The sequence below is a fragment of the Buttiauxella noackiae ATCC 51607 genome, from assembly GCF_001654865.1.
Taxonomy (GTDB): Bacteria; Pseudomonadota; Gammaproteobacteria; order Enterobacterales; family Enterobacteriaceae; genus Buttiauxella; species Buttiauxella noackiae.
This window is the reverse complement of the sequence record NZ_LXEO01000017.1, coordinates 241,094-261,361: the sequence shown is the minus strand read 5'-3', so window position 1 is coordinate 261,361 and position 20,268 is coordinate 241,094. Positions and strand designations below refer to the sequence as shown.

General features: G+C 48.7%; 17 protein-coding genes. 15 read left to right on the top strand and 2 right to left on the bottom strand.

Going from position 1 to position 20,268, the window contains the following annotated elements; translation table 11 throughout:
- Window positions 1-10 precede the first annotated feature (10 nt).
- The 8 genes from M979_RS08740 to otsA all read left to right on the top strand — a co-directional run bounded on the left by M979_RS08740 (window position 11) and on the right by otsA (window position 9,671).
- Window positions 11-1,216: a glycoside hydrolase family 88 protein gene (locus tag M979_RS08740; RefSeq protein WP_064554485.1), complete on the top strand. Its 1,206-nt coding sequence runs from the start codon at window positions 11-13 to the stop codon at window positions 1,214-1,216.
- Between the two features lie 45 nt (window positions 1,217-1,261).
- Window positions 1,262-1,819, top strand: a complete 558-nt coding sequence (locus M979_RS08735) for a DJ-1 family glyoxalase III (protein WP_064554484.1) — start codon at window positions 1,262-1,264, stop codon at window positions 1,817-1,819.
- A 332-nt stretch (window positions 1,820-2,151) separates the two neighbouring features.
- Entirely contained in the window at window positions 2,152-3,141 is a 990-nt protein-coding gene (locus M979_RS08730; protein ID WP_034455076.1) for an arabinose ABC transporter substrate-binding protein, read from the top strand.
- 110 nt (window positions 3,142-3,251) lie between these two features.
- On the top strand, window positions 3,252-4,766 hold the full coding sequence (gene araG, locus M979_RS08725) for an L-arabinose ABC transporter ATP-binding protein AraG (RefSeq protein ID WP_064554483.1): 1,515 nt from the start codon (window positions 3,252-3,254) through the stop codon (window positions 4,764-4,766).
- Window positions 4,767-4,780: 14 nt separating this feature from the next.
- A complete protein-coding gene (araH, locus tag M979_RS08720) occupies window positions 4,781-5,767 on the top strand; it encodes an L-arabinose ABC transporter permease AraH (protein WP_034455078.1) in 987 nt (328 codons plus the stop codon).
- Between the two features lie 288 nt (window positions 5,768-6,055).
- Window positions 6,056-7,321 (top strand): HAAAP family serine/threonine permease, encoded by a 1,266-nt coding sequence (locus tag M979_RS08715; protein ID WP_064554482.1) that lies wholly within the window; start codon window positions 6,056-6,058, stop codon window positions 7,319-7,321.
- Window positions 7,322-7,468: 147 nt separating this feature from the next.
- The gene (otsB, locus tag M979_RS08710) at window positions 7,469-8,272 is read left to right on the top strand and encodes a trehalose-phosphatase (RefSeq protein ID WP_064554481.1); all 804 of its coding nucleotides are present in this window, start codon (window positions 7,469-7,471) and stop codon (window positions 8,270-8,272) included.
- Window positions 8,247-9,671: an alpha,alpha-trehalose-phosphate synthase gene (gene otsA / locus M979_RS08705; RefSeq protein WP_064554480.1), complete on the top strand. Its 1,425-nt coding sequence runs from the start codon at window positions 8,247-8,249 to the stop codon at window positions 9,669-9,671. Before otsB ends, otsA begins: the two co-directional genes overlap by 26 nt.
- Window positions 9,672-9,960: 289 nt before the next feature.
- Here otsA and uspC read toward each other — a convergent pair whose 3' ends face one another.
- On the bottom strand, window positions 9,961-10,383 hold the full coding sequence (gene uspC / locus M979_RS08700; RefSeq protein WP_034455082.1) for a universal stress protein UspC: 423 nt from the start codon (window positions 10,381-10,383) through the stop codon (window positions 9,961-9,963).
- A gap of 806 nt (window positions 10,384-11,189) precedes the next feature.
- Between uspC and flhD the strand changes: the two genes are divergently transcribed.
- From flhD to cheW, 6 genes are all read left to right on the top strand, one after another.
- Window positions 11,190-11,540: a flagellar transcriptional regulator FlhD gene (gene flhD, locus M979_RS08695; RefSeq protein ID WP_034455083.1), complete on the top strand. Its 351-nt coding sequence runs from the start codon at window positions 11,190-11,192 to the stop codon at window positions 11,538-11,540.
- Window positions 11,541-11,544: 4 nt separating this feature from the next.
- A complete protein-coding gene (flhC, locus tag M979_RS08690; protein WP_034455084.1) occupies window positions 11,545-12,123 on the top strand; it encodes a flagellar transcriptional regulator FlhC in 579 nt (192 codons plus the stop codon).
- Between the two features lie 127 nt (window positions 12,124-12,250).
- Window positions 12,251-13,144, top strand: a complete 894-nt coding sequence (gene motA, locus M979_RS08685) for a flagellar motor stator protein MotA (RefSeq protein ID WP_034455085.1) — start codon at window positions 12,251-12,253, stop codon at window positions 13,142-13,144.
- Entirely contained in the window at window positions 13,141-14,070 is a 930-nt protein-coding gene (gene motB, locus M979_RS08680) for a flagellar motor protein MotB (protein WP_034455086.1), read from the top strand. The genes motA and motB overlap by 4 nt, the downstream gene beginning before the upstream one ends.
- 10 nt (window positions 14,071-14,080) lie before the next feature.
- A complete protein-coding gene (gene cheA, locus M979_RS08675) occupies window positions 14,081-16,081 on the top strand; it encodes a chemotaxis protein CheA (protein WP_064554479.1) in 2,001 nt (666 codons plus the stop codon).
- Window positions 16,082-16,110: 29 nt separating this feature from the next.
- Complete coding sequence (gene cheW, locus M979_RS08670) at window positions 16,111-16,611, top strand: chemotaxis protein CheW (protein ID WP_034455088.1); 501 nt, start codon at window positions 16,111-16,113, stop codon at window positions 16,609-16,611.
- A gap of 122 nt (window positions 16,612-16,733) precedes the next feature.
- On the opposite strand, the gene M979_RS08665 is transcribed toward cheW, so the two are convergent.
- Window positions 16,734-17,996 (bottom strand): dicarboxylate/amino acid:cation symporter, encoded by a 1,263-nt coding sequence (locus M979_RS08665; protein ID WP_034455089.1) that lies wholly within the window; start codon window positions 17,994-17,996, stop codon window positions 16,734-16,736.
- A gap of 588 nt (window positions 17,997-18,584) precedes the next feature.
- Here M979_RS08665 and tar point away from each other — a divergent pair.
- Complete coding sequence (gene tar / locus M979_RS08660; RefSeq protein ID WP_064554478.1) at window positions 18,585-20,246, top strand: methyl-accepting chemotaxis protein II; 1,662 nt, start codon at window positions 18,585-18,587, stop codon at window positions 20,244-20,246.
- Window positions 20,247-20,268: the final 22 nt, after the last annotated feature.

The following is a 20,268-nucleotide window of genomic DNA, read 5'->3' as shown; positions in this document are numbered from 1 at the left end:
AGGAAACGTTATGACCTGTAATTTAGTCACTGAAAATGTGGTGACCGAGCCACTGCGCCCTATTGAATTGCATCAGGTAGACCGTCTGGCCCTAAAACATAAGCTTGATCATGCGCTTAATAGCGTGACCAAAAAGTTGGATAAGACGATTGCCATCGTCGGGAACAAATTCCCTAACGAAGCATGTGAAGGGGGTAAATGGCAGCCGACCGACAATGTTGAGTGGACGACTAGCTTCTGGCCTGGCCAACTGTGGCTTGCGTGGGAAATGACTGGAGATGACAAATATCGCCAGGCGGCAGAGCACTATTTGCCATCTTTTGCGGAACGTTTAGACAAACGTATCGAAACAGCCACTCATGACCTGGGTTTTCTTTATACGCTGTCGTGCGTAAATGCCTGGCGTTTAACCGGCAATGAAACAGCCCGTCAAATCGCACTGCAAGCTGCTGATATTTTGATGGAGCGCTATAACCCGGTGGCGAAAATCATCCAGGCCTGGGGGGATTTGAATGATCCAGAACAACAGGGGAGGATGATTATTGACTGTAATATGAACCTTCCGCTGCTTTATTGGGCAAGTCAGCAAACGGGAGATGCGCGCTACGCACAGGCCGCGACCGCACATGCGCAGCAGGCCGCGAAGTATATCGTTCGCCCGGATGCCTCAACATTCCATACTTATTATATGGATGTAATAACCGGTGAGCCGCGATTTGGTAATACGCATCAGGGCTATAGCGACACCTCATGTTGGTCGCGTGGGCAAGCGTGGGGGATTTATGGTTTCTTGCTCACTTATTTATACACCGGTGATAAAAGCATGGTGGACCTCACCCGTAGCCTTGCGCATTACTTCATCAATCGTTTGCCAGAAGATGATGTTTGCCACTGGGATCTTTCATTGTTGGGCAGCGATGCGGTGCGCGACAGTTCAGCAGCGGCGATTACCGCCTGCGGCTTGTTGGAATTGGTGAAAACGCTGCCGGTACTGGATGAACATCGCGCCCATTATGAGGAGATGGCACTGCGTATTATCCAGTCGCTTACTGATAACTATCTGGCGCGGGACGATGAGCCATGTGAAGGCTTGCTGAAACATTCTGTGTATCACATGGCGAGCGGCAAAGGTGTCGATGAGTGTTGTAGTTGGGGAGACTATTTCTATCTTGAAGCACTTATACGTGTGCGGCAGGTGTGGAGTCTGTATTGGTAAGTTTTGCGCCCTCGCGATATCGCGGGGGGCTACATGGAGAGTCTGATGAAAACCGTTGCAGTTTTGCTGGCCCCGGGTTTTGAAGAAGGGGAAGCCATAGTTACCATTGATATTCTACGTCGTTTAAAAATTAACGTGCGTACCCTTTCTTGCGTCGATACACGCGCGGTTGTGAGTTATCACGATATCCCGATGGTGGCAGATGCCACGCTGAGCGAATGTTTTGATGACACCTTTGATGCCGTGGTACTCCCCGGCGGCCCGGAAGGCAGCGTCTTTCTGGCCCAAAGTGCCAGCGTAATTGCCTTTGTGCGCCGTCATGACGATCTGGGCAAGTTAATCTGCCCGATTTGCTCTGCAGCTGCGCGCATCCTGGGGGGGAACGGATTGCTTAAAGGTCGTCGTTACGTCTGTTCCGGAGATTTATGGCAGCAAGTTACGGACGGCGAATATGTTGATGCTGACGTAGTCGAAGATGGCAATCTGATAAGCGGTAAAGGGTTGGGCAAAGTCTTTGATTTTGCACTCACTGTTGCCGCCCGTCTGGAAGGTAATGAAACCCCGGCACGCGACCACGCGGAACATATTTATTATCAATGGTAAAGATCAAGAATACCGGCGGGTGAGTGCAATGCTTACCCGTCTTCTTCAATCTGTATTTAGATAAATCAGCTTATCCATCTTAACGCTGAATTTATGGATAAATCTGCTAACCCTTATTTCATTTGTCTGACATAAACCCCTATTTTTATGTCTTTTATTGCTGAATACATGCACGGTATGACTGTATTTCTGCCATGTGATTGCGCTCTCTTATGGACTATTAATTTCCCGCTACAACTATCTCCAGCCCCGAAGCAAAAAGCTCATACGGCTAATGGCTTGTTTTAACTAAACCTTACCCTACAGAAAATAAAATCGAGCTGGAGAATACCATGCACAAATTTACTAAAGCGCTAGCGGCAATTGGCATTGCTGCAATTATGTCACAATCCGCTATCGCAGAAACAATGAAGCTGGGTTTCCTGGTGAAACAGCCAGAAGAACCCTGGTTCCAGACCGAATGGAAATTTGCTGATAAAGCCGGGAAAGATCTTGGCTTTGAAGTCATTAAAATTGCCGTTCCGGATGGCGAAAAAACCCTTAATGCTATCGATAGCCTGGCCGCCAGCGGTGCGAAAGGCTTTGTTATCTGTACTCCGGATCCAAAGCTGGGTTCGGCAATTGTGGCGAAAGCCAAAAGCTACGACATGAAAGTGATTGCCGTTGATGACCAGTTCGTCAACGCGAAAGGCAAGCCAATGGAGACCGTGCCATTAGTGATGATGGCGGCGACTAAAATCGGTGAACGCCAGGGGCAAGAGCTTTACAAAGAGATGCAAAAACGCGGTTGGGACGTGAAAGAGTCTGCGGTTATGGCGATTACGTCTGACGAGCTCGATACTGCCCGCCGCCGTACTTCTGGTTCAATGGAAGCTTTGAAAGCGGCTGGTTTCCCGGAAAAACAAATCTACAAAGTACCGACCAAATCTAACGACATCCCAGGGGCTTTCGATGCCGCCAACTCCATGTTGGTTCAACACCCTGAAGTGAAACATTGGCTGATTGTCGGCATGAACGACAACACCGTGCTGGGTGGCGTGCGCGCAACCGAAGGGCAGGGCTTTAAAGCACCGGATGTTATTGGTGTAGGGATTAATGGTGTGGATGCCGTAAGTGAACTGTCGAAAGCTCAGGCCACTGGTTTCTACGGGTCTTTGCTCCCAAGCCCGGATGTTCACGGCTATAAAAGTAGCGAAATGCTCTACAACTGGGTCACTAAAGGTGCAGAACCACCGAAGTTCACTGAAGTTACCGACGTGGTGCTGATCACTCGCGACAACTTTAAAGAAGAGCTGGCTAAAAAAGGTCTCGGCGGTAAGTAACGTTTGTGGTGGATGGCGTTCGCGCTTATCCACCCTACCCAAATCTCACCAACGTAAACACAAACTGTAGGTTGGATAAGCGCAAGCGTCATCCGACATTGGGGTATGTCATGCAACATGAGACACCGTATCTCTCTTTTCGTGGTATAGGCAAAACTTTCCCCGGCGTGAAAGCCTTACAGGACATCAGTTTCGACTGTTATGCCGGGCAAGTTCACGCACTAATGGGGGAGAATGGCGCAGGTAAATCAACGCTCCTGAAAATTTTGAGTGGCAATTATGCTCCAACCCAGGGCTGTATTGCCCTGCGCGGTGAAGAAGTGGCTTTTGCCGACACTCCCGCGGCGCTTAATGCCGGAGTCGCGATTATTTATCAGGAGCTTCATCTGGTGCCGGAAATGTCGGTAGCAGAGAATATTTACCTCGGACAGCTGCCTCATAAAGCGGGGTTCGTGAACCGCTCCTTACTGAATTACGAAGCAAAATTACAACTTGAGCATCTTGGGCTGGATATTGACCCAAGCACGCCGCTCAAATATTTATCCATCGGCCAATGGCAGATGGTGGAGATTGCTAAGGCACTGGCGCGAAATGCGAAAGTGATCGCCTTTGATGAGCCGACCAGTTCTCTCTCTCGTCGTGAGATCGACAACCTGTTTCGCGTCATCCGTGAGTTACGCGCAGAAGGCCGCGTGATCCTTTATGTCTCGCATCGTATGGAGGAAATCTTTGCTCTCAGTGATGCCATCACTGTGTTTAAAGATGGGCGCTACGTGCGCACTTTTGATGATATGAAGCAGGTCAGTCATGACTCGCTGGTGCAGGCGATGGTCGGGCGCGATCTGGGCGATGTTTATGGCTGGAAACCTCGTGAGCATGGGGCTGAGCGTTTACGCCTTGATGGCGTAAAAGCCCCTGGGGTACGGGCACCTATTTCACTTTCGGTGCGCAGTGGTGAAATTGTCGGTCTGTTTGGTCTGGTCGGTGCTGGTCGCAGTGAACTGATGAAAGGCATGTTTGGTGGTACGCGCATTACCGACGGCAAAGTGTTCATTGATGGCGTAGTTATCAATATCAATAAGCCCGCCGACGCGATTCGTGCCGGCATGATGCTCTGCCCGGAAGACCGCAAAGCTGACGGCATTATTCCGGTGCATTCGGTGCGTGACAATATCAACATCAGTGCGCGGCGTAAGCATATTAGCGCCGGTTGTCTGATAAACAACCGCTGGGAAACAGACAATGCCGCCTCGCATATCCGTTCGCTGAACATTAAAACCCCGTCAGCTGAACAGCTGATCATGAATCTTTCCGGTGGCAACCAGCAAAAAGCGATTTTAGGGCGCTGGCTGTCGGAGGAGATGAAAGTGATTTTGCTCGATGAGCCAACGCGCGGCATTGATGTAGGGGCGAAACACGAAATCTATAACGTGATTTATGCTCTTGCTGCACAAGGAGTAGCGGTGCTGTTTGCATCAAGCGATCTGCCCGAAGTGCTGGGCCTTGCGGACCGCATTATCGTGATGCGCGAAGGGGAAATAGCCGGTGAATTGCTGCATGGCGAAACCAATGAGCAACAAGCATTAAGTCTGGCAATGCCAAAAACCAGTGCGTCTGCCGCATGAGCAAGGAGATAAAAATGTCTGCATTAACTACATCAGGTGACAGCAATAAGAAGTCGTCCCTCAGTCTTGGGCGTATCTGGGATAACTACGGCATGCTGGTGGTGTTCGCCGTTCTATTTATTGCCTGCGCTATTTTTGTACCGAATTTCTCTTCTTTCGTGAATATGAAGGGATTAGGGCTTGCCATCTCAATGTCGGGAATGGTGGCTTGTGGAATGTTGTTCTGCCTTGCGTCGGGTGATTTCGATTTGTCCGTTGCGTCGGTGATTGCCTGTGCCGGGGTCACCACTGCGGTAGTCATCAACATGACCGAAAGCCTGTGGATTGGTGTGGCGGCAGGGCTATTGCTGGGTGTGCTATGCGGTCTGGTGAACGGTTTTGTTATCGCAAAACTAAAAATCAACGCACTGATCACGACGCTTGCCACCATGCAGATTGTGCGCGGTCTCGCTTACATTATTTCTGATGGCAAAGCGGTGGGCATCGAGGATGAACGCTTCTTTGCACTGGGTTATGCCAACTGGTTAGGGCTGCCTGCACCGATCTGGCTGACAGTGGCTTGCCTGATTGTTTTTGGTTTCCTGCTCAATAAAACGACCTTTGGCCGTAACACGTTGGCGATTGGTGGCAATGAAGAAGCGGCGCGTCTGGCGGGTGTACCTGTGGTGCGCACTAAAATCATCATCTTTATTCTCTCAGGATTAGTGTCGGCAGCAGCGGGGATCATCCTTGCTTCGCGTATGACCAGTGGCCAGCCAATGACGTCTATTGGTTATGAGTTGATTGTGATTTCAGCCTGCGTGTTGGGCGGAGTATCACTCAAAGGCGGGATAGGTAAAATTTCTTACGTGATTGCCGGGATTTTGATTCTTGGCACTGTGGAAAACGCCATGAATCTGCTGAATATTTCACCTTTCTCGCAATATGTGGTGCGCGGCTTGATTCTGCTTGCGGCCGTCATCTTCGACCGCTACAAACAGAAAGCAAAACGCACCATTTAACGGCTGGATTCTGCTGTGCTGATTCCGAGTAGTGGGAACATATTATAACGGTAAAGGGTGTGAACTCTTTTTGGGGGTGGATTCGTGAAAGCGACATCCACCATTTTTTTGCCATCAACATTGTTTAATTTTTACGCACAAAAGATATCCAGTGTTTAAATGTGATATTGATTAGATTGTTAGTATTTCCATCCATAAACTAATTCAAACCAAGATATGAATCACTGTAACAGTCACGCTGCCAAAGTAGAGTTGGCAGCCTGAATTCGGCCTCAAGGAGATGAGCCAATGAGCAGTGATGTTAATTACACCAGTAGTAAAGTGCATGTTCCTGGGAATCGTAAGTTTGATACTACCTGGGTTCTAAGTCTTTTTGGTACGGCGGTCGGGGCAGGGGTGTTATTTCTGCCGATCAACGCAGGGATGGGCGGATTCTGGCCGTTAGTGGCGCTTGCAGTTATCGTTGGGCCAATGACCTGGCTTGCTCACCGCGGGCTTGCTCGATTTGTCTTATCATCACGTAACCCTGGCAGCGATATCACCGAAGTTGTGGAAGAGCATTTCGGTGCAAAAGCGGGCATCTTAATCACACTGCTGTACTTCTTCGCAATCTACCCGATTCTGCTTATCTACGGCGTAGGCATCACCAATACTATTGATTCGCTAATGGTCAACCAACTGGGAATGGCTTCACCACCGCGTGTGATTTTGTCGATTGTACTGATCGCCGCGCTGATGGCGGTTATGCTCACCAGTGAGCGTGTGATGCTGAAAATTACCGAGCTGATGGTTTACCCGTTAGTCGGTATTTTACTGTTCCTCTCCTTATATTTGATTCCGCACTGGAATACATCAGCTCTTTCCCAAGTGCCCACGGCGATAGATTTCACGACGACGATGTGGCTGACTATTCCGGTGTTGGTCTTTGCTTTTAACCACTCTCCAGCTATCTCCTCATTTGCGTTGTCTCAGCGCCGTGAATATGGCAACCAGGCAGATGAAAAAGCGAGCCAGACGCTGCGCAAAACATCCACCATTCTGCTGGCGTTTGTTATGTTGTTTGTCTTCAGCTGCGTACTGAGTGTGACTCCGGCAGATTTGATGGCAGCAAAACAGCAAAATATTTCAATGTTGAGCTTCCTTGCTAACAAATTTGATAACCCACTGATCTCCATCTTTGGCCCACTGGTAGCAATTCTGGCAATTTCCAGCTCCTTCTTCGGTCACTACCTGGGAGCACGTGAAGGTCTGCACGGACTGGTGAAAAAAATTGCCCGCCACAACGGCAAGCGTTTTGATGACCGTAAGCTGAATAAAGCTATCGCTCTGTTCTTCCTGTTCAGCCTGTGGCTGGTGGCAACACTTAATCCAAGCATCCTGGGCATGATCGAATCGCTGGGCGGCCCAATCATCGCGATGATCCTGTTTATCATGCCGATGTACGCCATCCACAAAATGCCTGCGCTGGCGAAATTCCGTGGCAAAGTGAGCAATATCTTCGTTACGGTTATGGGGCTTGTGGCGATTTCAGGACTTATCGCAAGCTTCTTCTGACACCTGCCACACCGAAACGCCAGGTCATATGCGGCCTGGCGATTTATCCTGGAAAATTGCGACACCCGTCACCCTGTCTATACTTACATGGCTAATCATAATCTACCGTTACGGTAGTAAGACTAACTATGTAAGGAGGAGCCGCTGGTGGCTGAAGTTGCATCTGTACCGCCTCTACTTTCAGGAAACCTTGCCTTTTTCTTCGATCTCGATGGCACGCTTGCAGAAATCAAACCGCATCCGGACCAGGTTTATATTCCCGCTGCGGTGCGCACATTGCTGCAAAAAATGTCTGTCATGAGTGGTGGAGCATTGGCATTGATTTCAGGGCGCTCAATGAGTGAGCTTGATAAGCTCGCCACTCCATTTCATTTCCCACTCGCGGGTGTGCATGGGGCAGAACGCCGTGATATCAATGATAAAACCCACGTTGTGACGCTTCCGGAACCTGTAGTAACCGCATTACATCAACATTTAAGCGATGCACTTTTGCAGCTTCCGGGTACTGAACTTGAAGCTAAAGGGATGGCTTTTGCCTTGCATTACCGTCAGGCCCCCGAAGCTGAAGAGGCTATTTTTGAGCTGGCGCAGCAAATGACAATGCGCTTTCCGCAACTGGTGTTACAGCCGGGAAAATGTGTCGTGGAGTTGAAACCCCTGGGCATTGATAAAGGTGCTGCTATACGCGCATTTATGCAAGAAGCTCCATTTGCGGGACGTACACCGGTTTTTATTGGTGATGATTTAACAGATGAAGCAGGGTTCAAACAGGTTAACGCCCTTGGAGGGGTGACCATTAAAGTGGGAAATGGCGACACGATTGCTAATTTCCGACTGGCAAACGTGCGCATGGTTTATCACTGGCTTGGCAAATTAACGCAACATATAGAACAACAAAAGTCAGACTTTTTACGGGGAGAAGATTATGAGTCGCTTAGTGGTAGTCTCTAATCGCATTGCGCCGCCGGACGATAAGAAAAGCGGTGCAGGTGGTTTAGCTGTGGGGATTTTGGGGGCTTTAAAGGCGGCCGGAGGGTTGTGGTTTGGCTGGAGTGGCGAGGTCGGTGACCCGGATGCTGCGTTAAAAAAAACCAAACGAGGCAACATTACCTGGGCATCTTTCAATCTCAGCCAGGAGGACTACGAAAGCTATTATCTGCAATTTTCCAACGCTGTCCTTTGGCCGGCATTCCACTATCGTCTGGACCTGGTGGATTATCAGCGTGAAGCTTGGGAAGGCTACCAACGGGTCAATACTTTGCTTGCGAGCAAGCTAAAGCCGTTGTTGGAAAAGGACGATATTTTATGGATACATGACTACCATTTGCTGCCATTCGCCGCAGAGTGCCGTAAGCAAGGGCTAAAGCAGCGTATCGGTTTTTTCCTGCATATTCCATTCCCGACGCCTGAGGTGTTTAACGCGCTGCCGCCGCATGAAGAGTTACTCGAAGCGTTGTGTGAATACGATTTACTGGGTTTTCAGACGGAAAATGATCGCCAGGCATTCCTGGATTGTGTTGCAAGCCAGACGCGGCTTGATAGCCTGGATAAAAACCAGCATCAGGCGTATGGCAATACGTTCCACACTGAAGTGTATCCAATAGGTATCGAACCCGAAGAAATCAAAAAGAATGCCCAGGGGCCGCTGCCGCCAAAGTTGGCGCAACTTAAAGCGGAATTGGGGAGTATCAAAAACATCTTCTCGGTTGAGCGGCTGGATTACTCCAAAGGATTGCCTGAACGGTTTCTCGCATTTGAAGCGCTGCTGGAAAATTATCCCCAGCACCATGGGAAAATTCGTTACACGCAAATCGCACCAACTTCGCGTGGTGATGTGCAGGCATATCAGGATATTCGTCATCAGTTGGAAACGGAAGCGGGGCGCATCAACGGTAAGTATGGGCAACTAGGCTGGACACCGCTGTACTACTTGAATCAACATTTTGACCGCAAGCTGGTAATGAAAGTATTCCGTCACGCGGATGTTGGCCTCGTGACGCCATTGCGTGATGGCATGAACCTGGTGGCGAAAGAGTATGTTGCCGCGCAAGATCCCGCGAATCCTGGCGTGCTGGTGTTGTCTAAATTTGCAGGTGCGGCAAATGAATTATCCTCTGCACTCATTGTTAACCCTTACGATCGTGACGATGTTGCCGCAGCACTAGACCGCGCGTTAACTATGCCTTTGGCCGAACGTATATCACGCCATAGCGAGATGATGACGGTGATTGAGAAGAATGATATTCACCACTGGCAGAAGCGGTTTATTGAAGACTTAAAGCAGGTCGCTCCACGAAACGATGAGGTTGAAATGGGAAAGAAGGTGGCGACATTTCCTAAGTTGGCGTGACTCTATGCCATTGCATACGGCCAGGCGGTGTTTTTTCCCTTCGCATAGTCGATTTACTTCATTGCACACCGGGTAACCGTGAACGTGTCAGGGGAATACCCCTGGCACCACTCGCCAGATCATAAAATTGCCGTTCCATGTTAAAGCTGGGCAATTTAAATCCTGAACCTGGTCAAAACCGACTTGGCTTTTGAATTTATGTTTTGAAGTAAGCTTTGAGTGACATCAATTTAAGATAAATGTCCCTCTTATTTCTGATGATAAAAGCCAAATTTAACTTAAATAGTGCTTATCTCAGCGGAACGAGCAAAACATCAACCTGACTGGAGGCGACCACTGCTTTCGCAGAGCAAATTATCTTGCTGAAAAAAGATTGATTGTGGTTGCCACAAATCACTAAATCCACAGAACCCTTATTACATATTGCCAGAATGTGCTCACTTAATTCGCCGGTAGCAATAACCGTTTCTGTAATAGGGTAATTTGCCTTCCGAACTATCTCGTCAATAAAAATCTGAGTCTCTTCAAGCATTAATTCCCGTAGGTTCTCCATCATTGGTGCGGCAAATTGATTATAAAGTTCGGGGTCGGATGCGAGTGTAATCAGTGAAATTTTCCCATTTACTGGCCGGGCGATTGAAACCGCCTTTTCAACCAGAGTCTGGCTTTCTGGACTGATGGCAACAGCAACCAGGATATGTTGGTAACTCATGACAACCTCCCACTTATTAGTAGCAAATCACTTACATTTTTCGTACTACAAGTCACATTTGTACGCAAGGATAGTACCCATGAAAATTGTGAGTCTGCTCATGAAAAATGATTAATAACTCTAATGTAAATGAGTTGTGAATCAGGCTGAATGCCTGGGTAGCACATTTTTCCATCAAACTTTCGTATTAATTTATGCTGATACCGCGCTTGTCATTCTGGTGTAAGAATTAATAGGCATTCTTACACTAAATAGAAAACTTCAAGGCGTTATGTGCTAAAAATAAGCATAAAAACAGAGTATTAAATTACTTGATAAAAAATGCGATATAAATCACATGGCTAACCAAGCCTGAAGATGCGTTATTGATGGTAAGTCATCAGATTGTTAGGCAAACGAAAAGGTTTTACCAGATTAACGTAACGGTTATTTCGAGTTTGATTGTTTAATGAACAAATGAAAAGTCTTGCTGATGTTTTAAGGTGACTCATAAAGTAAATATATGTGATCTGTGTCACATATAACTTAAAATTCGCAGGCATCCGCATTGTATGTCTAAAGGCCTACGAGTAGAGTTTGCCCGGAATTAGGAAAAATCTTAATTAAATGTTAGAAATTTAAGCTCGGATAAGAACGTACATACAAGGAAGTCTCCACCGCATTTTCGTGTCGGTGGATTCAGTACGTGTTATCAGTCAATTGAATTTGCCTTTTTTGGTTGTTTTAATTTTAACCGGGATTTCTCGGCGACTCACGGGGTGCGGTCTTACCGCATGTATAAAAGTTAGTTTTTCAGGATGAACAAAATGCATACATCCGAGTTGTTGAAACATATCTACGATATTAATTTATCGTATTTGTTGCTTGCGCAGCGCCTTATTAGTAGCGATAAAGCCTCAGCAATGTTTCGTTTGGGAGTGACCGAGGATATGGCCAATTCCCTGAGTGAATTAACATTGCCACAAATGGTGAAATTGGCGGAAACTAACCAGCTAATTTGCCAATTCCGCTTTAACGATAACCAAACCATTACCCGCCTGACACAAGACTCTCGTGTGGATGATTTACAGCAAATTCATACTGGCATTTTGTTATCCACCCGCTTATTAAATGAGGTGTCCGCAATAGACGAGGCTCCTCGCAAAAAAAGGGCGTAACAAAATGAGCGAAAAAAGTATTGTTCAGGAAGCGCGTGATATACAACTGGCGATGGAGTTAATCACCCTCGGCGCAAGATTGCAGATGCTGGAAAGTGAAACGCAATTAAGTCGTGGCCGACTGATCAAACTATATAAAGAGCTCCGTGGCAGCCCACCACCGAAAGGAATGCTGCCATTTTCTACCGACTGGTTTATGACGTGGGAGCAGAATATCCATGCTTCTATGTTTTGTAACGCCTGGCAGTTCTTATTGCGCACCGGATTATGTACCGGTGTTGATGCCGTTATAAAGGCTTACCGCTTGTACCTGGAACAGTGCCCAGCACAAGAAGGCGGGCCGCTGCTGGCGCTGACTCGCGCATGGACGCTGGTGCGTTTTGTTGAAAGTAACATGCTTGAATTGAGCCGCTGTAATTGCTGTGGTGGTAACTTTATTACTCACGCACATCAGCCTGCAGGTAGCTTTGCTTGCAGTTTATGCCAGCCGCCGTCGAGAGCGGTAAAAAGACGTAAACTTTCTACGAATACTGCCGATATTATTCCACAACTGCTGGATGAACAGGTCAAACAGGCCGTTTAACAGTTCGGTGTGGTAAACACTCCAGCAGCGATAAGCAATTATCGCTGCTTTTTTTTGCCTTGCACTGAGCCATAAACCCCTCTGATTTGTGATTCCTCGTCACATTTAACAGCAGAAGGATGTACTCGTGCTGATTGTAATAGGCTATCTGGTCGTTATCGCGACAGTATTCGGCGGCTATATGATGACCGGTGGTCATCTTGGCGCACTCTATCAACCAGCTGAATTTATCATCATTGGTGGGGCGGGAGTGGGGGCATTTATCGTTGGGAATAACGGTAAGGCTATTAAAGCAACGGTAAAAGCATTGCCATTACTTTTTCGCCGCTCGAAATACACCAAAAGCATGTATATGGATCTCATGGCCTTGCTTTATCGCTTGATGGCGAAATCGCGCCAACAAGGGATGTTTTCGCTGGAACGTGATATCGAAAACCCAAAAGAAAGCGAAATCTTCGCCAGTTACCCGCGTATTCTTGCCGACACTCTGATGCTGGAATTTATTATTGATTACCTGCGTCTGATTATCAGCGGGAATATGAACTCATTTGAAATTGAAGCGCTGATGGATGAGGAAATTGAAACTCATGAAAGCGAGGCTGAAATACCGGCAAATAGCCTTGCCATCATGGGGGATTCACTTCCGGCTTTCGGTATTGTTGCCGCCGTGATGGGCGTGGTGCACGCACTGGCCTCAGCCGATCGTCCCGCCGGTGAATTGGGGGCGTTAATTGCCCACGCCATGGTTGGAACCTTCCTTGGGATTTTGCTGGCCTACGGTTTTATCTCACCGCTGGCGACCGTTTTGCGCCAAAAAAGCGCTGAAACGACCAAAATGATGCAGTGTGTAAAAGTCACCTTGCTCTCAAGTCTGAATGGTTACGCACCGCCGATTGCTGTCGAATTTGGCCGTAAAACTCTTTACTCCAGTGAGCGTCCATCGTTTGTTGAGCTGGAAGAACATGTTCGTGCTGTTCGTTCTCCGAACGCGCAATCGCGCGCCACGGAAGAAGAAGTATGAAGCACAACGCGCGCCCGATTATTGTCGTAAAACGCCGTAAGCATAAAGGCCACGGCGGCGGCGCGCACGGTTCGTGGAAAATTGCCTACGCTGACTTTATGACCGCGATGATGGCTTTTTTTCTGGTGATGTGGCTGATTTCCATCTCCAGCCCTAAAGAACTGGCGCAAATTGCCGACTATTTCCGTACGCCACTTTCTGCCGCCATTACCGGTGGGCAGCGCATCGCCGATAGCCAAAGTCCAATTCCTGGCGGTGGCGATGATGTAACACAGCAACAAGGTGAAGTGAAAAGACAGCCGAATATCGAAGATCTCAGAAAGCGGATGGAAGCCAACCGCCTTAAGCGCCTTGGCGACAAACTGGATCAATTGATTGAAGCTGACCCTAAACTGCGTGCGCTGCGCCCCCATCTGCAAATTGATCTGGTTCAGGAGGGGCTGCGGATACAAATCATCGACAGCCAGAACCGCCCGATGTTTAAAAATGGCAGTGCAGAAGTTGAACCTTATATGCGCGATATTCTGCGCAGCATTGCACCGTTACTGAATGATTTTCCTAATAAAATTAGTTTATCTGGCCACACTGATGACTTGCCTTATGCCATGGGCGAACACGGTTATAGCAACTGGGAACTTTCCGCCGACCGGGCTAACGCCTCGCGCCGTGAATTAATGGCAGGCGGTTTAATCGACGGCAAAGTCCTGCGCGTAGTGGGTATGTCATCAACCATGCGCCTGACTAATCGCGGACCTGGCGATGCTATTAACCGTCGCATTAGTTTGCTGGTGCTCAACAAACAAGCTGAGGATGCCATCGTGCATGAAAACGCAGAAAGCGATAACCAGCCAATAAGCATTCTCCAACAGCCTGCTGCCGCGGAACCGGCGCAGAACACATTACCGCCACAACCCGGTACGAGGTGATAGCGTGAGTATGGATATCAGCGATTTTTACCAGACATTTTTTGACGAGGCCGACGAGCTACTGGCCGATATGGAACAGCACCTGCTGAATCTGCTTCCTGAAGCGCCGGATTCAGAACTGCTGAATGCCATTTTCCGCGCGGCACACTCGATAAAAGGGGGGGCCGGGACTTTCGGTTTCACCGTTTTGCAGGAAACCACGCATTTAATGGAAAACCTGCTCGACGATGCCCGGCGCGGTGAGATGCTCCTCAACACCGATATCATCAACCTGTTTTTGGAAACCAAAGATATTATGCAGGAACAGTTGGACGCTTATAAAAACTCACACGTCCCCGATGCTGAGAGTTTCGATTATATCTGCAAAGCGCTGCGCCAACTGGCTCTGGAAGCCAAAGGTGAAATGGCTGCACCGCCTGCAAAATTGACCGTCGTAGAAAAAGAGTCAGTCGAAACGCTGCCAACAAACGATGGCAATTTGCGCATTGCAATTACCGGATTGAAATCTACTGAGCTGGATTTACTGCTCGAAGAGCTGGGTAACCTCGGTACTTTAAGTGAAGTGGAAAAGGGTGAAAACTCTGTCACTGCGACTATTGAGACGACGGTCAGCGCTGATGACATCAGCGCGGTGCTCTGCTTTGTAATCGAGCCTGAACAAATCGAATTTCTTCCGTTAACAGCAAGTGCGCAAGCGGCTGCTGTTGTACAAGAAGAAGTGCCAGTGGCCCTTGCCGTTAATGCGCCACAGCCGACGGTTGCAGTGCCTGTGGCAACTGTCGCTCCACGGACGGAAAGAGAAAGCAAACCTGCGCGTGTTAGCGAATCAAGCAGTATTCGCGTTGCGGTTGAGAAGGTTGATCAGTTAATTAACCTGGTTGGCGAGCTGGTGATTACTCAATCGATGTTGGCACAGCGATCCAATGAATTAGACCCGGTAGAACACGGCGAACTGATTACCAGTATGGGTCAGTTACAACGTAACGCCCGAGACTTGCAAGAGTCAGTTATGTCTATCCGCATGATGCCAATGGAGTATGTCTTCAGTCGCTTCCCGCGTCTGGTGCGCGATCTGGCAAGTAAGCTCGACAAACAGGTTGAACTGACGCTGCAAGGTAGCTCCACCGAACTGGATAAAAGTCTGATTGAACGCATTATCGACCCGCTGACTCACCTGGTGCGTAATAGCCTCGATCACGGTATCGAAACCCCGGAAAAACGCCTTGCAGCGGGGAAATCAGCCGTTGGTAACTTAATTCTTTCTGCCGAACACCAGGGTGGGAACATCTGTATTGAAGTTTCTGATGATGGTGCGGGCCTGAACCGTGAGCGCATTCTTGCTAAAGCGTTATCGCAAGGGATGGCCGTGCATGAAAACATGTCGGACGAGGAAGTCGGCATGCTGATTTTCGCCCCAGGATTCTCAACCGCTGAGCAAGTTACGGATGTTTCCGGGCGCGGTGTAGGCATGGATGTGGTGAAGCGTAACATCCAGGAAATGGGTGGCCATGTTGAAATTAAATCGCAGGCCAATGTCGGTACCACCATCCGCATTATGCTGCCGCTGACGCTCGCTATTCTTGACGGAATGTCGGTAAAAGTATGCGACGAAGTGTTTATCCTGCCGCTCAACGCGGTGATGGAGTCGCTACAGCCGAAAGAAGACGATCTGCATCCTCTTGCTGGCGGCGAGCGTGTACTCGAAGTGCGTGGCGAATACCTGCCGCTGGTTGAATTGTGGAAAGTATTCGATGTTGCCGGTGCGAAAACCGAAGCGACGCAAGGCATTGTGGTGATTTTGCAAAGCGCTGGTCGGCGTTACGCGCTGCTGGTGGATCAGCTGATTGGTCAACATCAGGTGGTCGTGAAAAACCTCGAAAGCAACTATCGTAAAGTGCCGGGAATTTCCGCAGCAACTATCCTCGGTGATGGCAGTGTGGCGCTGATTGTTGATGTATCTGCGCTGCAGGGTTTGAACCGTGAACAACGTATGGCCGGCACTGCCGCCTGATTCTCCGGTTTTTGAGAAAGGATAAGAAAATGAGTGGATTAACCAATGTGACAAAACTGACCGGGGAAACGGTAGGGCAAGAGTTCCTGGTCTTTACCCTTGGTGATGAAGAGTACGGCATCGATATTTTAAAGGTGCAGGAAATTCGCGGTTACGATCAAGTCACGCGTATTGCCAATACTCCGGCATTTATCAAGGGAGTCACTAACCTGCGTGGTGTGATTGTCCCGATCCTCGACCTGCGTATTAAGTTTGACCAGGATGGCGTGGAATATAACGATAACACCGTGGTCATTGTGCTGAACTTTGGTCAGCGTGTGGTGGGTATTGTGGTAGATGGTGTCTCTGACGTGTTGTCTCTGACCGCAGAGCAAATCCGCCCGGCACCAGAGTTTGCCGTGACGCTTTCCACAGAGTATCTGACTGGTCTCGGTGCATTAGGCGACCGCATGTTGATTCTGGTGAATATCGAGAAGCTGCTTAACAGCGAAGAGATGGCATTGGTCGATAGCGCGGCGCGCGTGGCGTAGAAAACGAATGTTAAGTAGGTCGGAAAAGCTTTGGTAGGGTGGATAAGCGATTAGCGTCATCCACCGTGTCCAGCGATTTTGTCGGATGGCGCTGCGCTTATCCGACCTACGAAAGAAAAGACTTAAGCTTCGATCTCTTCACCAATCTCAGTTTGTTCTTCCAGTTCACCTTCATTTTTGGACAGCATCGCCGTCGCAACGCCATTACCCAATACGTTGATGGCAGAACGGCCCATATCCAGGAAGTGGTCGATACCCATCAGCAGTAAAATGCCTGCCACCGGAATATTGAAGCTTGGGATGGTTGCTGCCAGTACAACCAGCGCAGAACGCGGTACACCTGCAATCCCTTTTGACGCCAGCATTAAGGTCAACATCAGCACAACAATCTCAGAGAAAGTGAGGTGGATGTTATAAGCCTGCGCGATAAACATAGAAGCAAAAGAGCAATACACCATTGAACCGACCAGGTTGAACGAATAACCAATCGGCAGAACAAATGATGCAATGTTACGAGAGCAACCAAAGCGCGTGAGCTGGTCCAGTGTTTTCGGATAAGCCGCTTCGGAGCTGCTGGTAGTAAACGCCACCAGGACCGGGTCTTTCAGCATGGCGATCAGGCGGAATACATCGCGCTTGAGAACCATATAGCCAACACCGATAAGCACCATGCAAGTCAGGATAATCGCGAGATAGTAACCGCCAATGAAGGATGCGTAGTTAAGCAAAATCCCCAGACCTTCCGTCGCAACGACAGACGAAATAGCCGCGAAGATAGCCAGTGGTGCCACGTACATCACATAGCCTGTCACTTTCAGCATAATGTGGGAAACCACATCCAGCGCCGCGACTAAAGGGGCGTTAAATTTCTCCCCCAAAGAAGCACCAGCAATACCGAAGAACAGAGAGAACACGACGATTTGCAGGATTTCGTTGTTCGACATTGCGCCCGCAATGCTGGTTGGAATGGTGTGTGAGATAAACGCTTTCAGGTTCATGCCGCTGACCGCAAGACCGGTTTGCACATCACCCGCTGGCACTTGTAAATTCATGCCAGCCCCTGGGTGTTGAAGGGTAACAATGAACAAGCCGACCAGAATAGAAAGCACAGAAGATGAAACAAACCACACCATTGCTTTGCCGCCCACGCGGCCAATGGTGGATGTTTCACCCATCTTCATAATGCCCACGGTCAGGGTGCTGAACACCAATGGAGCAATAACCATTTTGATCAGGCGTAAAAAGATGTCGGTAAACAGCGTGATGTTTTCGGCATAGCTTTTGATGTTTTCAGCGGCTGCGTACTCGTGGATGGCAGCACCGGAGAGGATCCCGGCAAACATGAAAAGAAGAATGAATAGTGTAAGTTTGTTTGAACTAGACAATTATTTGATAACCCCGTCGTATGTAACATTTATTTAACTTGTTGAGCTATATATAATTATTATGTTTGCCCAATATATATTCGGCCCATAAATTGAACCAAAGTTCGCCAGGTTTCAACTATTTTTTACTATTTGTCATATTTGTTAATTCGGAAACGCTGATGTAACAATGTGATTTTCATCACAAAAAAATTGCCAGTGTTTTCGCAGAATCTCAGCGTTATTCAATATCGATGTGAGTAATAAATTGATTAAGCGGGAAAATATTTCAACTTATCCAATCAGCCAGTCTTTTGTTCGATTTCTGAACGCTTCTGAATTCCTGAGCTAAATTTCAATGCATTCGCCTATTCAGCGTTCAGGTTGTCGAAGGTATAGGGATTTGATCTGAAGTTTTAACAATAAAAGTATTCGCATCTTGATACATTGCGAAAATATAAACCTGGCAGCACAACTGCAAACCCTTCTGCGCATCTGGCTCTTAAATTCACTGCATTAATGCAATCACCCGCATCCCGGCCGGTTTCCGTTAAAGTTCTGTTTCTTCATGCCGATAACACCGATAAGAAATCATTAAAAGGGTGTTATATGTTGAACCGTATTCGCGTTGTCACCATGCTAATGATGGTGCTGGTGGTGTTCGCTCTCCTCCAACTCATCTCTGGCGGAATGTTCTTTAACTCGCTCAAACAAAATAACGATAGTTTTAAAGTTTCCAAAGAGTTACGTGTTCAGCAGTCGGAACTGGCAAACACCTGGGAATTGATGCTGCAAACGCGCATTAACCTCAGTCGTTCGGCTGCCCGTATGATGATGGATGCCAGTAATGGGCAAAGTGCGGCGAAAACCGACTTGCTCAATAACGCCAAAAAATCCCTCGCCGATGCTCAGAAACATTACACCCTGTTTAAACAAATCCCTGCCATTAACCCGGAGCTGGAAGCGGTGGTTAACGGCATTGATGACGACTACCGGAATTACAACCAGGCGCTAAGCGAACTGGTAGGTTATCTGGAAAGTGGCAATATGGACGCCTATTTTGCGCAGTCCACGCAAAGCCTGCAAAACGCGCTGCAAAAAGAATATAGCGACTATATTGCGCTTAATGACCGCATGTACGAGCAGTCTTATATTGCCAGCACTCAGGATTACAACTTCGCGAAATGGCAAATTGTCGGCCTTGCGTTAGCACTGGCTGCCGTGATTTTGCTGGTGTGGGTTGGCATGCGCCGGATTTTGCTGCAACCGCTGTCGGTGGTTATTGGTCATATCCGTGAAATTGCCAACGGCAACCTGACTGAAAATATCGTCTCAAATGGCCGCAATGAGATTAGCGAACTGACTTCCAGCGTGCGCCATATGCAGCAAGAACTGATCATAACCGTCGGCAGCGTGCGTGATGGTTCTGATGCCATCTACAGCGGTGCGACGGAAATTGCCGCCGGAAACAACGACCTCTCTTCCCGTACCGAGCAGCAGGCTGCATCGCTTGAAGAAACTGCCGCCAGCATGGAGCAGCTCACCGCTACCGTGAAACAGAATGCGGAAAACGCCCGTCAGGCATCTCAATTAGCCTTAAGCGCCTCCGAAACCGCTCAGCGCGGCGGCAAAGTTGTGGATGGCGTAGTGAAGACCATGCACGACATCGCCGGTTCTTCGAAGAAGATTGCTGATATCACTGGTGTGATTGACGGCATTGCTTTCCAGACCAATATTCTGGCGCTGAACGCCGCAGTAGAGGCTGCGCGTGCCGGTGAACAGGGGCGTGGATTCGCGGTGGTTGCCGGGGAGGTGAGAAACCTCGCCCAGCGCAGCGCGCAGGCGGCCAAAGAGATCAAATCACTGATTGAAGATTCAGTTTCCCGCGTGGATACCGGCTCTGTGCTGGTTGAAAGCGCCGGGGAAACCATGAGCGACATCGTTAATGCCGTTACACGAGTGACCGACATTATGGGTGAAATTGCGTCCGCCTCTGATGAGCAAAGCCGCGGTATCGACCAGGTTGCGCTGGCGGTGTCAGAAATGGACCGCGTTACGCAGCAGAACGCCTCTTTGGTTGAGGAGTCAGCCTCTGCGGCTGCCGCACTTGAAGAGCAAGCCAGCATGCTAAGCCAGCTGGTTGCCGCTTTCCGTTTAACGACCGAACCGACTGTTCCGATGTCTGTGAGTACCACCGTATCTTCAGCTCCTGTTATCAAAACCAGTAAGCCGACAACCAGTGGGCGCGACGATAACTGGGAAACTTTCTAAGAATCTTAATGACTGGCAGACG

Coding starts and splice junctions, on each gene's coding strand:
- tar (WP_064554478.1), top strand. CDS start 18,585: ATGTTGAACCGTATTCGCGTTGTCACCATGCTAATGATGGTGCTGGTG.
- flhC (WP_034455084.1), top strand. CDS start 11,545: ATGAGCGAAAAAAGTATTGTTCAGGAAGCGCGTGATATACAACTGGCG.
- M979_RS08735 (WP_064554484.1), top strand. CDS start 1,262: ATGAAAACCGTTGCAGTTTTGCTGGCCCCGGGTTTTGAAGAAGGGGAA.
- M979_RS08740 (WP_064554485.1), top strand. CDS start 11: ATGACCTGTAATTTAGTCACTGAAAATGTGGTGACCGAGCCACTGCGC.
- M979_RS08715 (WP_064554482.1), top strand. CDS start 6,056: ATGAGCAGTGATGTTAATTACACCAGTAGTAAAGTGCATGTTCCTGGG.
- araG (WP_064554483.1), top strand. CDS start 3,252: ATGCAACATGAGACACCGTATCTCTCTTTTCGTGGTATAGGCAAAACT.
- uspC (WP_034455082.1), bottom strand. CDS start 10,383: ATGAGTTACCAACATATCCTGGTTGCTGTTGCCATCAGTCCAGAAAGC.
- flhD (WP_034455083.1), top strand. CDS start 11,190: ATGCATACATCCGAGTTGTTGAAACATATCTACGATATTAATTTATCG.
- M979_RS08730 (WP_034455076.1), top strand. CDS start 2,152: ATGCACAAATTTACTAAAGCGCTAGCGGCAATTGGCATTGCTGCAATT.
- cheW (WP_034455088.1), top strand. CDS start 16,111: ATGAGTGGATTAACCAATGTGACAAAACTGACCGGGGAAACGGTAGGG.
- cheA (WP_064554479.1), top strand. CDS start 14,081: ATGGATATCAGCGATTTTTACCAGACATTTTTTGACGAGGCCGACGAG.
- motB (WP_034455086.1), top strand. CDS start 13,141: ATGAAGCACAACGCGCGCCCGATTATTGTCGTAAAACGCCGTAAGCAT.
- araH (WP_034455078.1), top strand. CDS start 4,781: ATGTCTGCATTAACTACATCAGGTGACAGCAATAAGAAGTCGTCCCTC.
- otsA (WP_064554480.1), top strand. CDS start 8,247: ATGAGTCGCTTAGTGGTAGTCTCTAATCGCATTGCGCCGCCGGACGAT.